The organism is Paenibacillus sp. GL_099_B (assembly GCF_057835695.1).
Genome location: NZ_CM174430.1, coordinates 3034057 through 3053800, shown reverse-complemented (window position 1 = coordinate 3053800; position 19744 = coordinate 3034057). Strand labels below are relative to the sequence as shown.

Below are 19744 nucleotides of genomic sequence, written 5' to 3'. Positions count from 1 at the left end.
AGCCTCCACGATCCCATCCTCCTCAAACAATCTGACGATTTCTATTTCTCTCTTTACGAAGCTTATTGCTTCTCTTTTGCATTCTTCGCCACAACGGACAAATAATCAGCAGCCGTCAGCAAAGGCTGTTTGTCCTGGTTGGTCAGGCTGATAATCAATGCGCCCTCCATTAAGGAAATGACGAGAAGTCCCATCTCTTGTGCTTTCTTTTCACCTATGCCATCCAAAATCAGATGTTTCGTAATGATTTGCTGCCATCCTGCAAACACGTCCTGACAGGCAATTCGCAATTGTTGACTGATGCATGAGGTCTCCACGGCTGCCCAGAAACTAAATGGAAGAAAACCCGTAAAACCTGCCGCCTCCGTTTCAATCGCTAAGTCATGAATAAATTGCTGAATGGCATCCCCCGTATTATCATGGGCTGCAAATATTTCTTCAAACTTCTGCAGAATGTTTTCATTGGCTTTTTGAATGCATTCATGAGCGAGCTCTTCCTTGCCATGTGGGAAATAATGATATAACGAGCCTTTTGGCGTACTGCTCTCCTTAATAATCTGATTTAGACCGGTCGCATGATATCCTTGTGAAAAAAACAGTCTGGCTGCTGTGCTGACGATTAGTTCTCTAGCATTAGACTTTTCACTCAATAAAGCCACATCCTTAAATGAATTATAACAATCGGTCTATATAATTAAAACCGTTTCGAAAAACACTGTCAACCCTTATATTTAGGCCGATTTTCATGATAGCGCTATCAATTCAGTGCTTAGAAAGAACAGGAACAAATTATCCTTGATAACATTTTAAAAACATAATATCCTATTGGGATAGTATGCATTAAGCATGATATACTGATCATTACAATAATGAATAGAAAGGTGTTTGCCATGGAAATGCGAATGATCAAGACCTTTCAAACGATTGTAAAGCTCGGGAGCTTTCAACAGGCAGCAGAAGCTTTGCAGTATTCACAACCCGCAATTACGCTGCATATGCAGAAACTTGAGGCCGATCTGGGTATGAAATTACTGGATAGAGGAAAAAAGATTAAATTGACGGAAGCGGGGAAAATATTCTACGCCAGAGCCGATCAGCTTCTGAAGGAATACGAGTATTTAACAAATACAATCACCGACATTCAACAGGGACAAGCGGGGTTTGTACGAATTGGAGTATCCGAGCCAACAGCCAGCCATCGGCTTCCTGCTATTCTGTCTTCTTTTGTAAAACAGAATCCCAAGATTAAGCTCAGCGTGCGCATCGGGGACAGCAAGCTGCTTAATGAACTGCTAATTGATGAGCAGCTTGACTTTGCCGTCTGTCCTTCTCCTGAAACCAGTATGGATACCGAGTTTCAACCGCTGCTTTTTGAACCGATGGCGTTGCTGTTGTATGATTCACATCCATTTGCTCAGGGTGATGAAATCCATTTGGCAGATCTGAAAGGACAACAATTTCTGTTCACGCCCCCCAATTGCCCGATTCGCATCCGCATTGAGCAGCTATTGGCCGAGAAAATCGACAGCGATTATCAGGGAATCGAAATAAGTAATATCCGATCTCACAAGTATTATGTACAAGCCAAATTAGGCATAACCATTGCTCCGATTGCAACAATCTGCCCAACCATTCCCGGTACCGTTATTCAAAAAATTGCCGATCTGAGGGTCGGGCCCATTGCAGGCATTTTGCGTAAACGAAATATACCGCTTGGCTCCGCCAGCGAAAAGCTGATGCTGGACATTCGAGCTGCGCTGCTTCAGAGCAATTTATATGTTCCTGAATTTGAACTCCCTTCCCAGCTGGCTATGCCGTAATGGACTCACCAGCTGCCATTGTATTTTCTTTTTCAGGGTGCAGTCTGCTACTTGAGTCTGCCTGCCGTGCGTCCACCATCTACCGTTAATATGCTGCCTGTAATAAATGAAGCCTGGTCAGAGGTCAGATACAATATCGCTTGGGGAGCGTCATCCGGACCTGATGTCCGGCCAAGCGGTGTAATTTTGATCATATGTTCCGTATGCTCCTTCGTCATCACACTAACCTCGCTGCCGGGTGCATAACCCGGCACAACCGCATTTACCCGAATGCGATAGGGCGACAACTCCAGGGCAAAGGTTTTGGTCAGCATCTCGATCCCTACTTTCGAAACCGAATAATTCCCCATGCCGACACCTGCTGTGGAAGCTGCTCCAGAGCTTATATTAATGAAGGAACCTTCTACCTCGCTCGCAATCATCTGATTGGCAAAATGCTGAGTAAGCAGGAATGGTGCTGCCAGATTTAGATCCATCGTCTCATTCCAATGTTGAAGCGTCATGTTCATGAGTGTGCGGTATGGATATATTCCCGCATTATTGATGACGATATCCGGCGCTTTCCATTGCTGTTCGACCGCTTGAACCAATTCATTAATGGAGTGTTCATCCAAAAGATTCGTTACATGCCAGTGAACATCCACTCCCTCCTGCTTCAGCTTATCTACTGTATTTCGTAGCGCATCCTCCCGGATATCGGACAGATAAAGGCTCGCGCCTTCGGCGGCGTATGCTTGCGCAATCCATTGGCCAAAGACACCTGCCGCTCCGGTAATGACTACCTTTTTCCCTGCAAATGTTCGTTCCGGCATGACAGTCGCTCCTCTATACCATGATGTTCTTGCTGTAAACAGGCTGCTTCACCTTGGGTTAATTCCAAACGAGATTATTTTCGGCCTCCACGACAAGTCGCTCTGCCTGCTTTATCTCATAACCAATTCGATTCACCTGACGTATAAGTGATGTTTGGAGTCTGAAAAAGGCTTCACTGTCTACTTCGGCTACCGCCAGAAGTTCGATGTCTGACAGCGCAGGCACAAGCGTATGACTGCCTGCGGCATCATGATCATACCGGCTGCCTCGAACATAATTAATGGGAACCAGCGATCTGCTAAGTGACAATATCGTTCGGTTCGCTTCATTAACAGAAGCATCCGGCAGGGACGTAGAGCCTATCCGGTCATAGAATTGGTCCGTGGCATTCTGTAGCTGCTGGACCCTGCTTGTTAAGCGCGAAAGATCAAGCTTGTCTCCGATAAGCTCTCTATAATAGCCAATTCGTTCGGAAAGGGTTCGGATCGCCTGTCTCTGATCAATTGGAATAATGGGAGCAGAAGCAGTATTATAGACGGCAGCTACGTACACTTTGCAATCACGGGCCAGATAATCTCCATCAATTTTGTCCAGCGTATCCTCTGTCGTATGCCACCACCAGCCAAACCAGCCCTCAGGCTGATAGGACAGCCCCATAAAAGCAGACGGAAGTCCAGCACCCCAGAAGGACTGATCTCCCGACCTCCCAAACGGGGAACCGCAAAAAGGTTCATCCGTGACGATACGTATGGCATCTGCACAAAGTGTCCGTGTCTCTGCCATTGTGTTTGCTGCACCGAGATGACTCGCTCCCTTGGCGCCCACGGAATCAATATTGATATGCAACACCCCATTTTCGTGCAAATCTTCCCAATGAAGATCGCTGTAGAACGCAGAGCCGGCATATCTGCCGTGGGAATGGCCTGACCAAAATGCGAACCGAACGGAGCGCCGAAGCGTGTCGCGATGCAATGATAATACCCGTGCCGTCTCCACGATGACTGCATTGGCGGAGCCGTTATCCATCGCGCCATAATGCCATGAATCCACATGCCCGCTAAACAACACAAAGGATTCAGGCTCTTCCGTCCCCTGTATCTCAGCAATCAGGGTCGGAATGTTCACCCAGTCTGTACGCACTTCCGCGGTCAGTGTAATCTCTAGAGTCTCTCTTTCTTCCGCGGCGATTAAAGACTTGATCTGCTCTCCATCCGAATGGTTGACCGACAGAACCGGAATGGACGGATAACCATCATCCTCTGGTGTCGGATTTCCCCACACGGAGGAAACGATCATTTCATGCGTGTACGAACCGCTATTGATAAATATGACCGCCGCTGCACCCAACTGCTGCAAACGATAAATCGTGGGCCCATTCGCAAGTCCGTGAACGATCACCGCATGACCTGTCACTTGATTGGCCCAGACGCTCTGTTCTGAATCCTTTAGCTCTATGAATCTCAAAAACGTGTTCAAACGTTCCGCCTGGGCTGACATGGAATGTGTAATAGCTGCAAAAGAAATGCCTCCGACCTTAAGTTCTGCTCTGACAGGAATACTGATGTAGGCTTTGTTAAACGTAAGCTCTGTGGTCAACCCAAAGTCCTCAAGCTGTTCCTTAATATAACGAAAAGCCCGTAATTCCTCTTCGGAACCCGACAAACGAATTTCCTTCGCAATCTGTCTGTTGTATTCAAGCAGCAGATCACGGTCGATCTCATGCAGTATCGAGTCTACCTCCGACTGTTGCTGCAACTCAGTCATGTCGATCCCCCCTGTCCTCATTGCCTGCTGCAACACCTAGCGCAATCCTTGATTCATCCTCACTGCTCTTGTTCAAGTAACGGATGGCTGCTTCTCCAAGAACCGATATTCCTGTAACAATCGCTTGCTCATCAAAAATAATGGAATCACTGTGAAGGGGCAGCTCTGAACGGGCATCTTCTTCTGTAATCGTGCCGAGCCGAAATATGGCACCCGGCACATATTCGAGATACGCACCAAAATCTTCGGCGCCCATGGATGGCTCCTTCAGATACACCACAGCTTCCTGACCAATGGTATCTGCCGCTGCCTGTTCAATCACATCGACGATATGATCATCGTTTATTACAGGAGAACCGCCGCGGTAGTAATCAAATTCCGCTTTACCACCGAACCCTTCCGCAATGGTCTCAATGAGTCGCTTCATATATACTGGCACAGCTTCACGCGTCTCAGGATTGTGCGTACGAATGGTACCTCTGAGTTGGACCTCCCCAGCGATAACGTTATAAGCATTGCTATTGCTTTGCAGTTTCGTGATCGAGATGACGGAAGAATCAAGCGGAGACAAGTTTCGGGATACTACCGTTTGCAACGCAGTTATAATCTGGGCTGCAATGATGACCGGATCGATGGTTCGATGCGGATAGGCAGCATGTCCACCTTTCCCCGTCACTCGAATATCAAAAGCATCTGCCGCTGCCAGCATGGCCCCTTTTCTCAAACCAATCTTGCCAGCAGGCAAATCCGGCCACACGTGGAGCGCAATGATCGCATTCACTTCCGGATTATGCAATACACCTGCATCAATCAGATCCGTTGCCCCTCCCTGAACTTCCTCAGCAGGCTGGAATATGAACTTCACCGTTCCCTGAAGCTCATCCCTGTGCTCACTTAATGCCGCTGCTGTTCCAAGAAGAATGGCGGTATGCACATCGTGCCCGCAAGCATGCATCACCCCTTCGTGAACGCTGGCAAACGGCAATCCTGTCTTCTCTTCAATAGGTAGTGCATCCATATCGGCGCGAATTCCAATGGTTCTTCCCTCACGTCCTCCTTTCAAAAGCCCAACAACCCCTGTTCCGCCTACACCCGTCTGTACTTCGAGGCCAACATCCTCCAAAAATTGAGCAACCAGCTTGGCCGTTTCAAATTCCTGGTGCCCAAGCTCAGGATTCTGGTGAATATGGCGGCGAAGCCGTATAGCCTCGGCCTTCCACTTTTTGGCTGAACTACGAAAACTCATTGTTTCATTCCTCCTCTATTCATCGTATAAATGACACTGCACTTCACGGTCTGGAGTGACGAACCGTTTTTGCGGAACGACCTGTCGGCATGTCTCCATAACGTATGGGCATCGGGTATGAAAAACACAGCCCGCAGGCGGATGAAGTGGCGATGGAATCTCACCGCTTAATACAACTCTTTCCCTTTTAGCACGGGGATTCGGGATAGGTACCGCAGACAATAATGATTTGGTATAGGGATGCAAAGGATCGGCGAACAAAGCTTCCGCTGGCCCCTGCTCCACCATCTCTCCCAAATACATCACACCGATGCGATCTGCAATATGGCGTACAACGCTAAGGTCATGTGCAATGAATAAATAGGAGATGCCGAGCTCCTCTTGGACCTCTTCCAGCAAATTAATGACCTGAGACTGAATCGATACGTCCAGCGCCGATACCGGTTCATCACATATAATGAGCTTCGGCCCAAGGGCCAACGCTTTGGCGATGCCCAGCCTTTGACGCTGACCACCTGAAAATTCATGAGGAAACCGCTCGTAATGTTCTTCACTGAATCCAACTTTGCGCAGCAACGACATAGCTGTTTCCATTCTGTCCCGCTTGTTGCCCTTCTTGTGGATTAATAGCGGTTCTTCAATGGAGTATCCGATGCGTTTACGAGGGTCCAGCGAGGTGTACGGGTCCTGAAATACCATCTGCATATGCTGCCTGTAGCTTCGCAGTTCTTTTTTGCTTAACCCCAGAATATCCGTGCCCTCATAAAATGCTTCCCCTGATGTTGGCTCAACAAGTCTGAGAATCGATCGACCGAGTGTGCTTTTACCGCAGCCGGATTCGCCCACCAGGCCAAAGGTTTGTCCTGTGTGGATGTCAAAGGATACCCCGTTGACGGCCTTGACTTGCCCCCTGGTTCTGCCAAAAGAAGATCGCACAGGGAAATGTTTATTCAGATTGCTAACTTGTAGCAGCGGCTTCGACTCAACCAATGATTTCAAGTTCATGTGTCTCCTCCTGAATCGTTGCTATTCCGGGATACCAGCAGCGTACCGAATGGTTCTCGTCCACCTGTTTCAAAGAAGGCGCTGCTTGCAAGCATTGTTCATCCGCATAAGCACATCTTGGAGCGAATCTGCAGCCTGTCGGAACCTGATGCAGCGCGGGTACCGTTCCCTCAATGACATGGAGCTTGCTGTGCTGCTCGCCATCAATACGGGGAATGGATTTCATTAAACCTGACGTATATGGATGCTGGGGATTGAAAAATAAATCGTCCACGCTCGCCTCCTCCACGACCTGTCCAAGATACATGACGGCCACTCTCGTACACGTCTCTGCGACTACACCCAGGTCATGTGTAATCAGGATAACACCAAGCCCGGTCTTCGCTTGCATACTTTCGATCAGCTCCAGTATTTGCGCCTGAATCGTCACATCCAGTGCCGTTGTCGGTTCATCCGCGATAAGCAGTTTCGGATTACAGGCAAGTGCCATGGCAATCATGACCCGCTGTCGCATCCCTCCCGAAATTTCATGCGGATGCTCATCCACCCTCTTTTCAGGTGAGGGGATACCTGTCATACGCAGCAGATCCACGGCAGCAAGACGCGCCTGTCTGCCATTCATGCCTTGATGCAGCTTCAAGCTCTCGGCAATTTGTTTGCCAATCGTCTGGACCGGATTCAGGGAAGACATGGGGTCTTGAAAGATCATGGAGAGTTCATTGCCACGTATGCGTTCCATTTGTCTTTTGGACAAGCTTAAGAGATCGGTTCCTTCGTAGAGGACTTCACCCGAGTAATCTACGTAATCTTCGTCAAACAGTCTGAGAATGGATTCGGCGGTTACGCTTTTCCCGCAGCCGGACTCACCTACGATACCCAGCGTCTCCCCGGCAAGGACGTGGAAGGATACGCCTTCCACCGGGTGAATGGTTCCTTTTTCGGTTGAAATAGACACTTTCAGGTCCTTCACCTCAAGCAGCGGTTGTTTTCCCACGACGTCTCCCCCTTTTCACCTTATTCGCATGCGGGTCGAGCAGATCTCTAAGGCCATCGCCGAACAGGTTCAGACCCAGTACAACGAGCACCAGGAAAATGCCCGGGAAGACAGTCATCCACCAAGCATTGTAGATCACCGTTTTTCCGTCAAAAAGCATATTCCCAAGACTTGGGGATGGGGAAGGAATACCTGCTCCAAGAAAACTTAGAGAAGCTTCTGTCAGGATCGATACGGCAAAAATAAAGCTGGATTGGATAATGAGCGGAGACATCGTATTGGGCGCCATATGAATCCAAATGATACGCCAGCTGCTTGCTCCCTGTGCATGTAATGCTTCGATATAAGTCAATTCCCGAATGACCAGCGCCTTGGAACGAATAATCCGGGCCATCGATGGAATGAAGATAATACTTAGAGCGATAATGACATTGCCCGGATTCGGGCCAAGAGCCGCCATGATGGAAATGGCAAGCAAAATGGACGGAAATGCAAACAATCCATCACAGATGCGCATAAAGATATGATCGAGCACCGAATAACTTGCAGATAACAGCCCCACAATCATGCCGATAAAAGAAGACACAACCGTAACAGCGAAACCAACCAAAACCGAAATACGCAAACCATATACGGCGCGAGTGAATACATCACGTCCAAAGTTATCTGTACCAAATATGTGCTGTACATTGGGGCCTTTAAGTCGATTCACCGGATCAATCTGTAACGGCCCGTATGGTGTAAGCATCGGCCCGATGATTACCAGAAGCACAACAACAAGCAGAATTCCCGCCCCTGTGGTTAACAACTGATTATGCATAAAGCGTCTGAATACGATGCGCCTGTTCTTCCTTTTGTGAAGTCCTGACGCAGCGATGGTGGTATCCGGATTGGTTATCAAGTTGTCTCCACCCCCTTCATTTCTTGCTTAATCGAACTCGCGGATCGACCAAACCATACATCAAATCAACGATTAGGTTTACGAACACATAAGCTACCGTGACCAGCAGCACCGAGCCCTGAATAACCGAGTAATCTCTTCGACTAATCGAATTGACGATGAGCTGCCCCACTCCCGGAATATTGAATAGCGTTTCTATAACCGCAGCGCCAATAACCAGCCCACCGAACGATTCCCCAATAACCGTGAGAATAGGGATGAATGCAACGCGCAACGCGTGTGTATACACGATCGTTTTTTCTTTGACTCCCTTGGCTTTGGCGGTTTTGATAAAATTGCCGGACATTACATCCAGGATGGAGGATCTTGTCATTCGGGTAATGAGCGCTGCCTGAATGATGCCGAGCACGATGCCAGGGAGCAACAGATACTTGATATGCTGCCACAGACCTTCTGTGAGCGGTTGATACCCTGCAACGGGAAGCCAGCGCAGCTTCACACTAAAGAACATGACCAGCAGTGATCCCAACAGAAAACTCGGAATGGAGATGCCCAGCATGGAGAAACCCATCACCGATTGGTCCACGATGGTTCCTCTTCGCTTAACCGCAGTAATGCCAAGGAACAAGGCAAGAAACACACCAATCACCTGGGCAATGATCGCAAGGGACAAAGTAGGCGCCAATCGTTCAAAAAAAGCCTCTGTCACAGGCTTGTCCAGAAAGATGGACTCCCCCAAATTCCCGGATAACAGCCCCAGCAACCAAATGCCGAATTGCTCATAGATCGGTCTGTCCAACCCCAGCTTGCTTCTTAGCTCATCAATATCGGCTTTGCTCGCCTCTTCACCCAGCAGAATCGCAGCGGGATCCCCTGGTGTGACATGAATGATGGAGAACACCACGACTGCTACTACAAACAGGACAGGTATCAAGGACAATAACCGACGAACAATATATCCACCCATATGAGGGCCACCTCTTTCCAATGGCAAACGGAAAGGCGTATTCCTGTGGAAGCAATGCTACGCCTTTTCATCCGCTGCCTTTCCTTTTAACTACTTGTTATTGGTTGTATTCCAGAAGATCGGGCCCAAAATGTTCTGGAAACCACTTATATTTTTCGATAGCGCTGTAACCTGTTTGGTATGCCCGATCTGAGAGAATGGAACTTCGGTCCATACAAATTGCTGCAATTCATCAATGAGCGGCCTTGCGGCCTCTACTGAATCTGACGTCCGGATTCCTTGAAGTAGCTCGCTCAGTTTCTCGCTTTTCAGCAGCCCTGCTCCGCCTCCCCAGAACGCATACTGGTAGAACGTAGGCCGGAACGCATAACTCATGGGGTAGATATCCCACCCTGTGCCTGTACCGAGTTTTTCCTGCAAAGTAGGCCAATCATAGACATCCAGCTTAACCTTGACGCCAATCGACTCCAGCTCCTGCTGCAAAACAACCGCTACGTTATATTGATCCACATAATCTCTCGTCGTGAAAATTTTGATTTCTTCGCCGTTATAGCCTGCTTCTTGAAGCAATTGCTTTGCTTTATCCGCGTTAGCTTGGCTGTACGATTCTTTGCCTGCTTCCGAATACCAGTTCGGATATTCGGGTAGAACCAGAGAGGATGTCTTCACATAAAATTGTGGATCACGGAATGCCGATGTCAGTATGTCATCGACGTTCTGAATGGCATTGACAGCCTGACGAAGTTTGACGTTCTTGAACAAGCCGTCATTGCTGTTATAGAAATATCCAATCATGCCTCCCGGACTGAGGAAGGTTTGCAAGTCAAGATTGTCCGCGATCTGCTGTTCATTATCCACAGAGATATTCAGTGCAATGTCATATTCCCCGGAAGTAATCCCGGCAAGACGGGTCGACTCGTCTGTTACGAAGCGGAAGTACAGGTCATCGACCAGCGCTTCCTTTTTGCCGCCTGCTCCATCACTCGGCTCGGTACGGGCGGAGTAATCGTCATACTTTTTCAAATGAATATACTGATCCTGCTTCCACTCCTCCAGTTGAAACGGACCTGTACCAATGAATGATTTGATCCCTTTATCATCTGCCTCATCAACCACTTCTTTCGGGTAGATCGCCGCTGCGGGAATCGGATCAGCAAGCAGTTGCAGTGTTAGCAGAAACGGCGTTTTCAATTGAAGTACGACGGTATAAGTATCTGTTTCTTTGGCCTCGGCACCCACAAAGTTTGCTTTACCATGACTAGACAGTTTGATCCAGCGATTCAGGGAAGCAACAACGTCCTCCGCTTGCAGTTCCTTGCCATTATGAAACTTCACACCTTGGCGCAGATGGAATGTATAGGATAATTTGTCGTCGCTGATCTCATAAGATTCTGCCAGCAGCGGAATGACCTGTGCATCTTTATCCAACGTTACCAGTTGCTCATAGATCTCGCGTGAAATATCCTTGACCGCTGTATTGGAAGACACATGTGCATCCAGTGTGACCGGTTGTGTTGGATAACCAATGTTCAGCGTCCCGCCTGTCTTTCCTTCAGCCGATGTCTGCTGTGACGAACTTTCACCGGTTGTTGAAGAGGCTTGTGTACTCTGCTGACCTTCTCCACCTGAAGCGCAACCTGCCAGAAGCAGGAATGCCAGAATCATCATTAAAGCAGGCTTGGTATGTTTTCTCATCATGTAACCCCTCTCGCTCTCATGCATAATGTTAAATCCGATTTCACTGTCCTGAATGATATACAAGTGTTCATGTCGGATTAGTGAAAATTGGTATTTTCAGGCTAAGGGAACAGAGGTCTTTTGTAAAATAAGCAATCGTAATGTGTTAATTCATTTTTTGTAATCTACGAAAAAAGCGTGATTCTCTGTACTTCCAACTATTCCGATGGTAATATACAACTTAAATTTCATCCTTTATCTGGAAGGAGTCACGAACATGACAACGATACAACGCTTGGATGCTGCACTTGCGGCACATATCGAGAAGGTCGAACATTATAAACAGGTACAAACCCTGCTTGCCTGGGATGCTCGCACAGGGGCACCTCGAAAGGGCGCATCCTACGCCGCACGAGCCAAAGCTACATTGGCTGGAGAACTTTTCAAGTTACAGACCGATGCTGATTTCGGTTTGCGATTAGAGGAAGCAGCACAACAAGAGGACCTTGATGAGCTATCCAAGCGAATTATTGCAGAGCATTGGAAAACGTATAAACGCTGGAGTGCCATTCCAATAGAGGAATATCAGGCATTTGTACAGCAGCAAGGTCTTGCAAACGCCGCTTGGCTGGAAGCCAGAGCTGCCAATGATTTTTCCATTTTCGCTCCGCATTTGAAACAGATCTTCGATGCAAGCTTGAAGTTTGCCGGATACTGGGGATACGATCAGCATGCATACGATCCACTCGTGCAGCAGTTTGATCCTGACCTGGATAAGGTAACGTTGGATCGCATTTTCAGTGAGCTGAAATCCGCTCTAATACCGCTAATCCGTCGTGTCACATCTTCCGCTAAACAACCGGACACATCCATATTCACTCATCCCTTCCCACTTGAACAGCAGCGGCAGCTTGGGATCGAGCTGTTACAAGCCATTCGCTACGACTTTGATGCCGGGCAATTCGGTGCAACCGTGCACCCATTCAGTTCTGCCATCAATCCTTACGATGCACGGCTCGCAGCCAAATTTGTTGAAAATGACGTTCGCGTTTCATTGTGGAGTGCATTACATGAAGGAGGTCACTCGCTCTATACACAGAATATTGACCCCAACCTGATACATACCGGACTTGGCATCTTCACTTCGTACGGCATTCATGAATCCCAATCGATCTTTTTCGAGAAATTCATTGGCAGACACAAGGGCTTCTGGGAAAATAACTATTTTATTTTGCAAAAAATCAAACCTGAAACGTTTGGCAATGTGAGTTTGGATGACTTCTATTTTGCCTTAAATGCAGTAAAACCAACGTTTAACCGTTTTGAGGCCGATGAGCTCACCTACAACCTGCATCTAATTATTCGGTATGAGCTGGAACAAGCTATTATTGCTGGAGAAGTGGATTACGAAGGATTGCCTGAAGCATGGAATGATAAATATGAGGAATATCTGGGTATTCGTCCCCCGACTCATCTGGAAGGTATTTTACAGGATGGACACTGGAGCGCCGGATTTGGATTATTTCCTTCCTATACACTCGGGTTTGTCTATGCAGCACAGATACACAAAGTCATCCGCCGCGAACTTCCTGATTATGATCATTTGATTGAATCAGATCATATCGAGACGATTACCGGATGGCTGACAACTCATATTCATCAATTTGGTAAATCAAGATCGGCGGACGAGCTAATTAAGTCCATCACCGGAAAAAGTATTGATACCGCTCCATTGATTCGTTACTTAACGGATAAATATGAGCAGCTCTATGAACTGTAATGATTCTGCACAACAAAAAAAGCGAGAGTTGTTCCTCGCTTTTTTTGTATATTATTTTTTAAATGGAAAATCGTATCGCTTACTCGAAGAAATCATCGAACGACCGCACAGGTTTTACATCCATGGGCTGCTTGGACGCAGCCAGACATCCATATGCCCCCACATATACGATCAAACATAACAATATTAATGATAGCATGTTAAGCTCTCCCTTTTCTTCATCTCACAATTTCATGACCAGGTGCTGTCCCTGTTGCTCCCCACCAGCTCTACCCATTTAGAATCCTCTTTTTCAAAATACGATTCACTTGCTCTGAGCTGGCCAGCATTAGGATAAGGAAAACAAGTACAACCAGCGGGAAAAATCCGATATTGGTTTTCGCAGCAAGAACGCCAAAAAGCGGAGGAAGCAATGTAGTTCCTGTGTATGCCAGTGCCATCTGGTATCCCATCAATCGGGCAGAATTCGCTTTGCCGAATCGAGCTGGAGTTTCATGAAGAAGTCCGGGATAGATGGGTGCAAGCCCCAATCCAATTAGCATAAATCCAGCCAGCGCAAACGAAATGGATAATGGAAGCAGCAAGATGATTCCGCCCACAATGGCAGTCACTTGACCCGCCAGAATTAACACCCGATTTTTTATTTTTAACGTGATAAAGCCTGTTATCAACCTGCCCATCGTAATACCACCGTAGTATAAGGAGATCCATCCCGCAGCCGTTTCTGCCGAAATGTTTCTTGCTCCTACCAGATAGCTGGCTCCCCATAAACCAACCGTCGTCTCCACGCCACAATAAAACAGAAATGCAATCAGTGAGTTTTTGACTCCCTTAATCTTCAATACATTCCGTTCGGGTCTCTCCTCATGCTGTACTAACGTGTTGTCTGCTTGCACATGATCTGATTCGTTGTTCAGACTCGCACGCTCCCGACTTGCAGCCACACGCTTCCACAACGGCAACGTGGCAAACAAAATAAGGACGAGGCAGCACTGGACGACAGCTACAGCTGTATAGCCGCTTCTCCAGGAATGATGTTCCGCAATGTAATATGACATAATAATCGGCCCTGACGTCGCGCCAACACCCCAGAAACAGTGCAGCCAGTTCATATGGTGTGCCTTGTAGTGCTCTGCGACATAATGATTCAGTGCAGCATCAACGGCGCCGGCCCCTAGACCGAGCGGAATGGCAAGAATGACGAGCCACACCAATGAAGGGGCGAAGGAAAATCCAAGGAGTGCTCCGGCAGTCAGACAACAGCTAATTAACGTAACCTTGCCTGTTCCCCATTTTTGAATCACCGTGCCACTTGCCAAGCTTGAAACGATGGTTCCCGCTGCAACGACCATTGACAGGATTCCTGCTGACCCAAACGAAGCGCCAAGTTCAGGCCACATAACGGGCCAGGCTGAACCTAGTAGGGAGTCCGGAATCCCCAGACTGATAAACGCAAGGTAGATAATGATAAGAAACCAAGTTGCCATAAATAGATCCCTTCCCTGCATATAAATTAAAAGTAAATGAAGATAAGAATGCTGGTTAAACCACTTTATTTATATACTTTATAAAGTTTATTTATTATATTGCGTCAAAAATTTTTCTTTGTCAAGAGATCGTATCAGCCAAATTAAAACAGCCGCCGATCTGGATGAGAAACTCCAGATCAGCGGCTGTTTTTCGGATAGGTAGCATTATTCAATGATTAATTGATTAATAGTTGACATAACCCTCATAGGTAACAGTCCACGTATAGCCAGTCTGACCATCGACTGATTTTAATGTAAGTGTTCCCCAGTACGGATCAACATTATAACTTGCTGTCATAGGGATATCAGCAAGCGTTGGGAATTGAGATTTGGGTAGAATGGTCTGCCAGGTTATATACTTTTGTGCGTAAGGAACTACTTGTGTACTTTCTGGTAAACTACTTGTTGAAGTTGAAGGTACACTAGCTGCAAAAGATGTAGAGCCTAGCGTGAAACATGCAACAACAGTTAAAAGACCGACCATAAGTTTCTTTTTCATCTTCATCTTCCTTTCGTTTTGGAGTACAGTTCTATCATATATGACAGGCTTCTATTAAAATGTAATATTTGTCATATAGTGAAAATATTCGATGTAAAATATGTGAACTATTATTTGATTTTTAAGTATATAACTTAATTGATGTGAACACATACGATGTTTTCTCTTCTCACATCTTCCTATAATATAAGAAAAAGGCGGATTATCGCCGCCTCCATCTTAATTTGTCTCAACGTACAGAGCCTTAGCCGATCCAACGGCTCGTTTACCTGCCCATACATCCTGGACGTAGCGCCCTTCCGACTGAAGCTGATTGAGCCAATCTTTTGCCTCCTGGAGGGTTGCTCCTTTTGCGTTCTGATATGCTTGCCGCAAAGTCTCCTCCACGGCGGGAGCCATTTGGCTCCCATCCCCGCATACGTAAATTCTCCCTTTGGCATCAAGCAAATGAAGCAAATGCTCGGCTTCCTCTATCAACAGATGCTGCACATAATTTCTGGGCTTACCCTCAACACGTGAAAAAGCCGTATGCAGCTTGACGATGCCCGCCTGTTCGTATTGTTCAAGTTGTTGACGATATATGAAATCCGAATCATTCCTGCACCCAAAGAACAAATGTGCTTCACTCAGTGGTAATCCCCTCTCTTTCAGGACAGATCTGGCCTGGAGGAAACCTCTGAATGGTGCAACACCTGTCCCTGGACCTACCATAATAATTGGAACATCCGGCTCTTCCGACAGCTCAAATCCGGATTCTGGCGTACGTACAAACATCAGAATACTCTCGCCCGTCTGGCAATCGGCCAGATAGGATGAAGCTACACCACGGAATTCACCGTTGCCGCTCCAAGCAGGCTCTCTCACAACGGACACTGTTATGCTCGCCTGCTTGGCATTGAAGTTTGGAGAGCTGGAGATGGAGTAATACCTGGGCTTGAGTGGAGGCAACAGTTCAAGGAACCTTTCGAACGGCAGTTCACAGGCCTCATACTTTTCCAACAATTCCAGCATGGTAGTTCTGTTTTCAAGTATATGTTCCCTGTAGTTGTTTTCTTCCAGCATCGCCTCCAGTTCACGCTTATGAGGCGGGCACACCGTATGGTTGGCCAACTCTTGCAACTGCGCTCTTGTAACAGGTGCTTGCAGCTCAACACAGGAACGGAGCATCTCATTCACTTGAACAGGACGGTTCAAAGGAAGATGTGTCAACTGTGTTTCGTTCGAAGTTAATTGGATCTGAACCTCTCCTTTTAATTCGAAACGATGAAGGATTCGATTCAGGATTTCATTTGTATTTAGTGGCAATACGCCAAGATGATCGCCTTCTTTATAGGTCATGCCTTCAGGCAGCAGCATCTCAATGTGACGTGTACTCCGCCCACTATCCATTGCCTGAAGCTCTTCATTTACCACTATAGTGGCATAGCTGGCATTGTAGGTTCGTGCAAGTGGTAGATCGGCTTTCTCGCGAACAAATTCCATTTGAAGTGTACTTCGTGAGGAGTATTCCATAGATTCCTCGCTGATTCCCAATGTGTTTAACATCTGAGGCCACAACACCCGCTGCCACTCTTCCACTTGTTTCTCCATATCCCCGCCTGCATCGACTTCTCCCCGAGGTAACAGCCTGTTGCCTCCCAAGCCCGCAAGCTTCTCATCGACCATTCGAGGAATGCTCTGGTATGTACCGGACCAGCTCCGATCCCCGCAGCCCAGCACTGCATAGGTCACACCGTGCACCTTCTCTGACTCCGCTTCCTTTAACCATTCCATAAATGCCGTTGCATTTTGCGGAGGTTTGCCATTATACGATGCTGTCACGATGAGAACGATCCCCTCTTTGGGCAAGCGGCCAACCCATTCATTCAATGTTGCGGCTTTGCTTGGAATTCCATAGGAACGGGCTTTCTCTACAAACGCTCTGGCAATGCCTTCTGCCGTCCCCAGGTTGGAGCCGTATAGGACCAGTATTGTTGGATTAACATCCTCTGTAGTGGTCATCGATTCCTTCATAGCGCCGTGACCAGCTACATTTGTATGAATAACCTGATTCGGCTTCTCATTCAAGTGGGCAACAGATGTACTCAGTATGGGTGAAACTGTGCGTGCTCTCACCTGTATCCGAAAATCGCCTGGTTTTAACGTTAACGTTTGTTTCACATCCAATCTATAGTCGCTATAGTCTACCAGTTCAAAATGTTTAAGTACCATACCGAGCACAAGGGTTGCTTCATACAAAGCAAACTGCATGCCGATACACGCTCTCTCCCCATTGCCAAACGGTTTATACGCATGGTGAGGCACTTGAGTCGTATCTTCAAAACGTTCCGGGCGGAATAGCTCAGCATCCTCTCCCCAGGCGCCTTTGTCACGGTGAAGCTGAGGCAGAAGAATACTGCAGCTCTCCCCTTTTTTCAGTGGATATTTGCCACCTATGACGGTGTCTTCTTTGGCATAAACGTCAAATCCCGGAGCGGTTGGCCATAGACGCAACGATTCGCTAAGAATCATGCGGATATAAGGAAGCTGAAGGATTTCTTCGTACTGTGGAGAGTCACTCACCAATACCCGGTCCACCTCATCATAGGCCTTTTGAAGTGCTTCTGGATTGTTCAGCAAAAAATAAAGGGCAAAAGATAACAAACCACTCGTCGTTTCATGTCCGGCAATGAGGAACGTAATAATCTGATACCGAATGTTCTCATCGTCCAGCGTTTCTCCGGTTTCAGGATCTTTGCCATTCAGCATACGAGCGAGCAAGTCAACCTCTTCAGGAGCAGCACTTGCTTTGCGTTCCTCAATAATCTGATCGACCAATGAGAACATCGTTTGGATGTCTTCCTCGAACTGTCGTTTGGTTTTCACCATCAGCAGATTTTGGATTTTCAAGCGCGAGCTTTTCTGCATAGCTTCATTTAATGCACGAACCATACTTTCGATAAAAGGACTGTGGTCCTGTCTGTAAAAGCTGTTAAATCCATAATTGAAACCGCACAGCCCAATGGTATCCAGCGTAAGTCGTGTCATGTCGTCTGCTACATCAATGGTGTCGTTAGAATTCAAACGTGCCCATTTGTTTATCAATTGTTCGGCTATGTCGACCATCATCGGATGATAACCCTTCATCGCCTGTTTACTAAAGGTGGGAAGCAAAATATTATGTGCCTTTTTCCAGTTTGGCTCGGATGTTCTGCTTGTAAATAAAGCATCACCTCCAAAGGCACGTACATTTTCGAGTTCATTGTATATAAATTTATCAAAACGAGATACGTCACATAATTCAGCCACCAGATCTGGGCCAGATACGATCAATCCGGAATAACCAGGAACGGACAGTCGATATATCGGTCCATACTCCTCAGCTAGCTGTCCAAGGGACAATGTTGGTTTCTCTTTATCAATCAAGGGCAGATTCCCGAGTGGTCCATACATTTTGGGCTGTGGAACGTTAGTTGCAATACTCATTTTAAACACCCTCTCCCAGAGTCTAAAATGATAGTATTATCTATCATTTGATACAATAATAAACCGTTATCGAATGAAAATCAAATATTGGGCTTATACCAATAACGGTCAGAACTAGTACACTTAGCGACGCAGAAGATCTACTAACACAAAAAAGGAATTGCGTTTGCAATCCCCTTTTTGATCTGATCTATTATGTTGACTTATTGTTTGTGCAAAGTACTGGAGAAGAAACTGTACATCGTTATTCTACGGGTTTAAATGTTTACCGCGCTCATCCCAAGCCTCCATATTTAGCTCACTGTTGATGGTTACAGCGGTTAATGCACCAAGGGACGCCGCAGTAATGGCCTGGTACAACTCCGATGCTGCATCTCCAGCGCTGAACACACCTGTTACGGTCGTTTTACCGAAATCATCTACAACGACTGTACCCGCATCCGTAACCTCACAGCCTATCGTCTGCGGAAGTTCTGATCCAGCCGTTAGTTTCGGTCCAAAGAAAATTCCCGTGCACGAGAATTCGGTGCCATCCTCTAACACAACCTTTTGCACCATCCCATCGCTTGATTCAATGGATCGAATCGGGGAGTCCCATACCGGAACACCATGCTGCTTCAATTCCTCCCGCTGCTCATCCGTTAATTCATCAGGTCCATTCGTGCAAATGGTAAACTGGCTTGTCCAGCCGGAAATTGTCTTGGCCATATGAAATGCCTTCGCTCCATTAACAATGATGACAAGCCGTTGATCTCTTAATTCCCAACCATCGCAATAAGGACAGACAAAAGCACTCTTGCCATATACCTCTGTCAACCCTTTAATATCCAGCGGAAGGTCTTTTTTTCCTACTGTGAACAACACTTTCTTCGTACGATGGACTTCTCCTTGGGCCGTTGTAACTTGAAAGTCGCCATCTGTTCCTGTCACTGAGGTCGCTGTGTCCCCTACAAAATGAACGGACGGATAAGCGCTAATCTGTTCTTTCGCAACCTTCCGAAATTCACGTGGACTTGCGCCATCTCTCGTCAGAAAACCGTGTGTTTCACGCGTAACCCAATTGCGCGGGCGTTCATCATCTATGACCACAACATGTTTGCGAGCTCGTCCTAGTACAAGTGCAGCATTAAGACCCGCTGGTCCTCCGCCTATAATTAATACATCCATCTTTTGATTCATATTTAACACCCTTTCCAGATATTCAATGTCCTTTATCATTTCAAAAAAAAGGTCTATCCTGATTACATCTTGCCCTTGCAGCTGTTCTCTAATAGCAACAATACA

Annotated in this window: 15 protein-coding genes; 2 read left to right on the top strand and 13 right to left on the bottom strand. The window is 47.0% G+C overall.

Going from position 1 to position 19744, the window contains the following annotated elements:
• Positions 1–62: 62 nt before the first annotated feature.
• Positions 63–650 (bottom strand): TetR/AcrR family transcriptional regulator, encoded by a 588-nt coding sequence (locus tag AC3ITG_RS14140; protein WP_413378242.1) that lies wholly within the window; start codon positions 648–650, stop codon positions 63–65.
• Positions 651–890: 240 nt separating this feature from the next.
• On the opposite strand from AC3ITG_RS14140, the gene AC3ITG_RS14135 reads away from it, so the two are divergent.
• Positions 891–1820, top strand: coding sequence for a LysR family transcriptional regulator (locus tag AC3ITG_RS14135; RefSeq protein WP_489254101.1), 930 nt, complete (start codon positions 891–893; stop codon positions 1818–1820).
• Positions 1821–1867: 47 nt separating this feature from the next.
• On the opposite strand, the gene AC3ITG_RS14130 is transcribed toward AC3ITG_RS14135, so the two are convergent.
• From AC3ITG_RS14130 to AC3ITG_RS14095, 8 genes are all read right to left on the bottom strand, one after another.
• The gene (locus tag AC3ITG_RS14130; RefSeq protein ID WP_489254100.1) at positions 1868–2632 is read right to left on the bottom strand and encodes an SDR family NAD(P)-dependent oxidoreductase; all 765 of its coding nucleotides are present in this window, start codon (positions 2630–2632) and stop codon (positions 1868–1870) included.
• Positions 2633–2690: 58 nt separating this feature from the next.
• Positions 2691–4397, bottom strand: coding sequence for a M28 family peptidase (locus AC3ITG_RS14125; protein WP_489254099.1), 1707 nt, complete (start codon positions 4395–4397; stop codon positions 2691–2693).
• The gene (locus tag AC3ITG_RS14120) at positions 4390–5643 is read right to left on the bottom strand and encodes a M20 metallopeptidase family protein (RefSeq protein ID WP_489254098.1); all 1254 of its coding nucleotides are present in this window, start codon (positions 5641–5643) and stop codon (positions 4390–4392) included. The genes AC3ITG_RS14125 and AC3ITG_RS14120 overlap by 8 nt, the downstream gene beginning before the upstream one ends.
• A gap of 15 nt (positions 5644–5658) precedes the next feature.
• On the bottom strand, positions 5659–6648 hold the full coding sequence (locus AC3ITG_RS14115) for an ABC transporter ATP-binding protein (protein ID WP_489254097.1): 990 nt from the start codon (positions 6646–6648) through the stop codon (positions 5659–5661).
• Positions 6626–7642 carry an ABC transporter ATP-binding protein gene (locus AC3ITG_RS14110; RefSeq protein WP_489254096.1) on the bottom strand — a complete coding sequence of 339 codons (1017 nt, stop codon included), beginning with the start codon at positions 7640–7642 and terminating at the stop codon, positions 6626–6628. The genes AC3ITG_RS14115 and AC3ITG_RS14110 overlap by 23 nt, the downstream gene beginning before the upstream one ends.
• On the bottom strand, positions 7620–8543 hold the full coding sequence (locus AC3ITG_RS14105; protein WP_489254095.1) for an ABC transporter permease: 924 nt from the start codon (positions 8541–8543) through the stop codon (positions 7620–7622). Before AC3ITG_RS14105 ends, AC3ITG_RS14110 begins: the two co-directional genes overlap by 23 nt.
• A gap of 16 nt (positions 8544–8559) precedes the next feature.
• Positions 8560–9510, bottom strand: coding sequence for an ABC transporter permease (locus AC3ITG_RS14100; RefSeq protein WP_489254094.1), 951 nt, complete (start codon positions 9508–9510; stop codon positions 8560–8562).
• Between the two features lie 90 nt (positions 9511–9600).
• On the bottom strand, positions 9601–11208 hold the full coding sequence (locus tag AC3ITG_RS14095; RefSeq protein WP_489254093.1) for an ABC transporter substrate-binding protein: 1608 nt from the start codon (positions 11206–11208) through the stop codon (positions 9601–9603).
• Positions 11209–11464: 256 nt separating this feature from the next.
• Between AC3ITG_RS14095 and AC3ITG_RS14090 the strand changes: the two genes are divergently transcribed.
• On the top strand, positions 11465–12967 hold the full coding sequence (locus AC3ITG_RS14090) for a carboxypeptidase M32 (protein ID WP_489254092.1): 1503 nt from the start codon (positions 11465–11467) through the stop codon (positions 12965–12967).
• Between the two features lie 269 nt (positions 12968–13236).
• Here AC3ITG_RS14090 and AC3ITG_RS14085 read toward each other — a convergent pair whose 3' ends face one another.
• The 4 genes from AC3ITG_RS14085 to AC3ITG_RS14070 form a co-directional block, all read right to left on the bottom strand.
• Positions 13237–14454 carry an MFS transporter gene (locus tag AC3ITG_RS14085; protein ID WP_076288315.1) on the bottom strand — a complete coding sequence of 406 codons (1218 nt, stop codon included), beginning with the start codon at positions 14452–14454 and terminating at the stop codon, positions 13237–13239.
• Positions 14455–14680: 226 nt separating this feature from the next.
• Positions 14681–14995, bottom strand: coding sequence for a hypothetical protein (locus AC3ITG_RS14080; RefSeq protein WP_413378218.1), 315 nt, complete (start codon positions 14993–14995; stop codon positions 14681–14683).
• Positions 14996–15214: 219 nt separating this feature from the next.
• A complete protein-coding gene (locus tag AC3ITG_RS14075; RefSeq protein ID WP_489254091.1) occupies positions 15215–18460 on the bottom strand; it encodes a bifunctional cytochrome P450/NADPH--P450 reductase in 3246 nt (1081 codons plus the stop codon).
• Positions 18461–18709: 249 nt separating this feature from the next.
• Positions 18710–19639 (bottom strand): NAD(P)/FAD-dependent oxidoreductase, encoded by a 930-nt coding sequence (locus tag AC3ITG_RS14070; RefSeq protein ID WP_489254090.1) that lies wholly within the window; start codon positions 19637–19639, stop codon positions 18710–18712.
• Positions 19640–19744 lie beyond the last annotated feature (105 nt).

Excerpts from the sequence above, each read along its gene's own strand:
- AC3ITG_RS14135 (WP_489254101.1), top strand. The coding sequence starts at position 891 with ATGGAAATGCGAATGATCAAGACCTTTCAAACGATTGTAAAGCTCGGG.
- AC3ITG_RS14125 (WP_489254099.1), bottom strand. The coding sequence starts at position 4,397 with ATGACTGAGTTGCAGCAACAGTCGGAGGTAGACTCGATACTGCATGAG.
- AC3ITG_RS14090 (WP_489254092.1), top strand. The coding sequence starts at position 11,465 with ATGACAACGATACAACGCTTGGATGCTGCACTTGCGGCACATATCGAG.
- AC3ITG_RS14130 (WP_489254100.1), bottom strand. The coding sequence starts at position 2,632 with ATGCCGGAACGAACATTTGCAGGGAAAAAGGTAGTCATTACCGGAGCG.
- AC3ITG_RS14095 (WP_489254093.1), bottom strand. The coding sequence starts at position 11,208 with ATGATGAGAAAACATACCAAGCCTGCTTTAATGATGATTCTGGCATTC.
- AC3ITG_RS14075 (WP_489254091.1), bottom strand. The coding sequence starts at position 18,460 with ATGAGTATTGCAACTAACGTTCCACAGCCCAAAATGTATGGACCACTC.
- AC3ITG_RS14070 (WP_489254090.1), bottom strand. The coding sequence starts at position 19,639 with ATGAATCAAAAGATGGATGTATTAATTATAGGCGGAGGACCAGCGGGT.
- AC3ITG_RS14085 (WP_076288315.1), bottom strand. The coding sequence starts at position 14,454 with ATGGCAACTTGGTTTCTTATCATTATCTACCTTGCGTTTATCAGTCTG.
- AC3ITG_RS14100 (WP_489254094.1), bottom strand. The coding sequence starts at position 9,510 with ATGGGTGGATATATTGTTCGTCGGTTATTGTCCTTGATACCTGTCCTG.
- AC3ITG_RS14115 (WP_489254097.1), bottom strand. The coding sequence starts at position 6,648 with ATGAACTTGAAATCATTGGTTGAGTCGAAGCCGCTGCTACAAGTTAGC.
- AC3ITG_RS14120 (WP_489254098.1), bottom strand. The coding sequence starts at position 5,643 with ATGAGTTTTCGTAGTTCAGCCAAAAAGTGGAAGGCCGAGGCTATACGG.
- AC3ITG_RS14080 (WP_413378218.1), bottom strand. The coding sequence starts at position 14,995 with ATGAAAAAGAAACTTATGGTCGGTCTTTTAACTGTTGTTGCATGTTTC.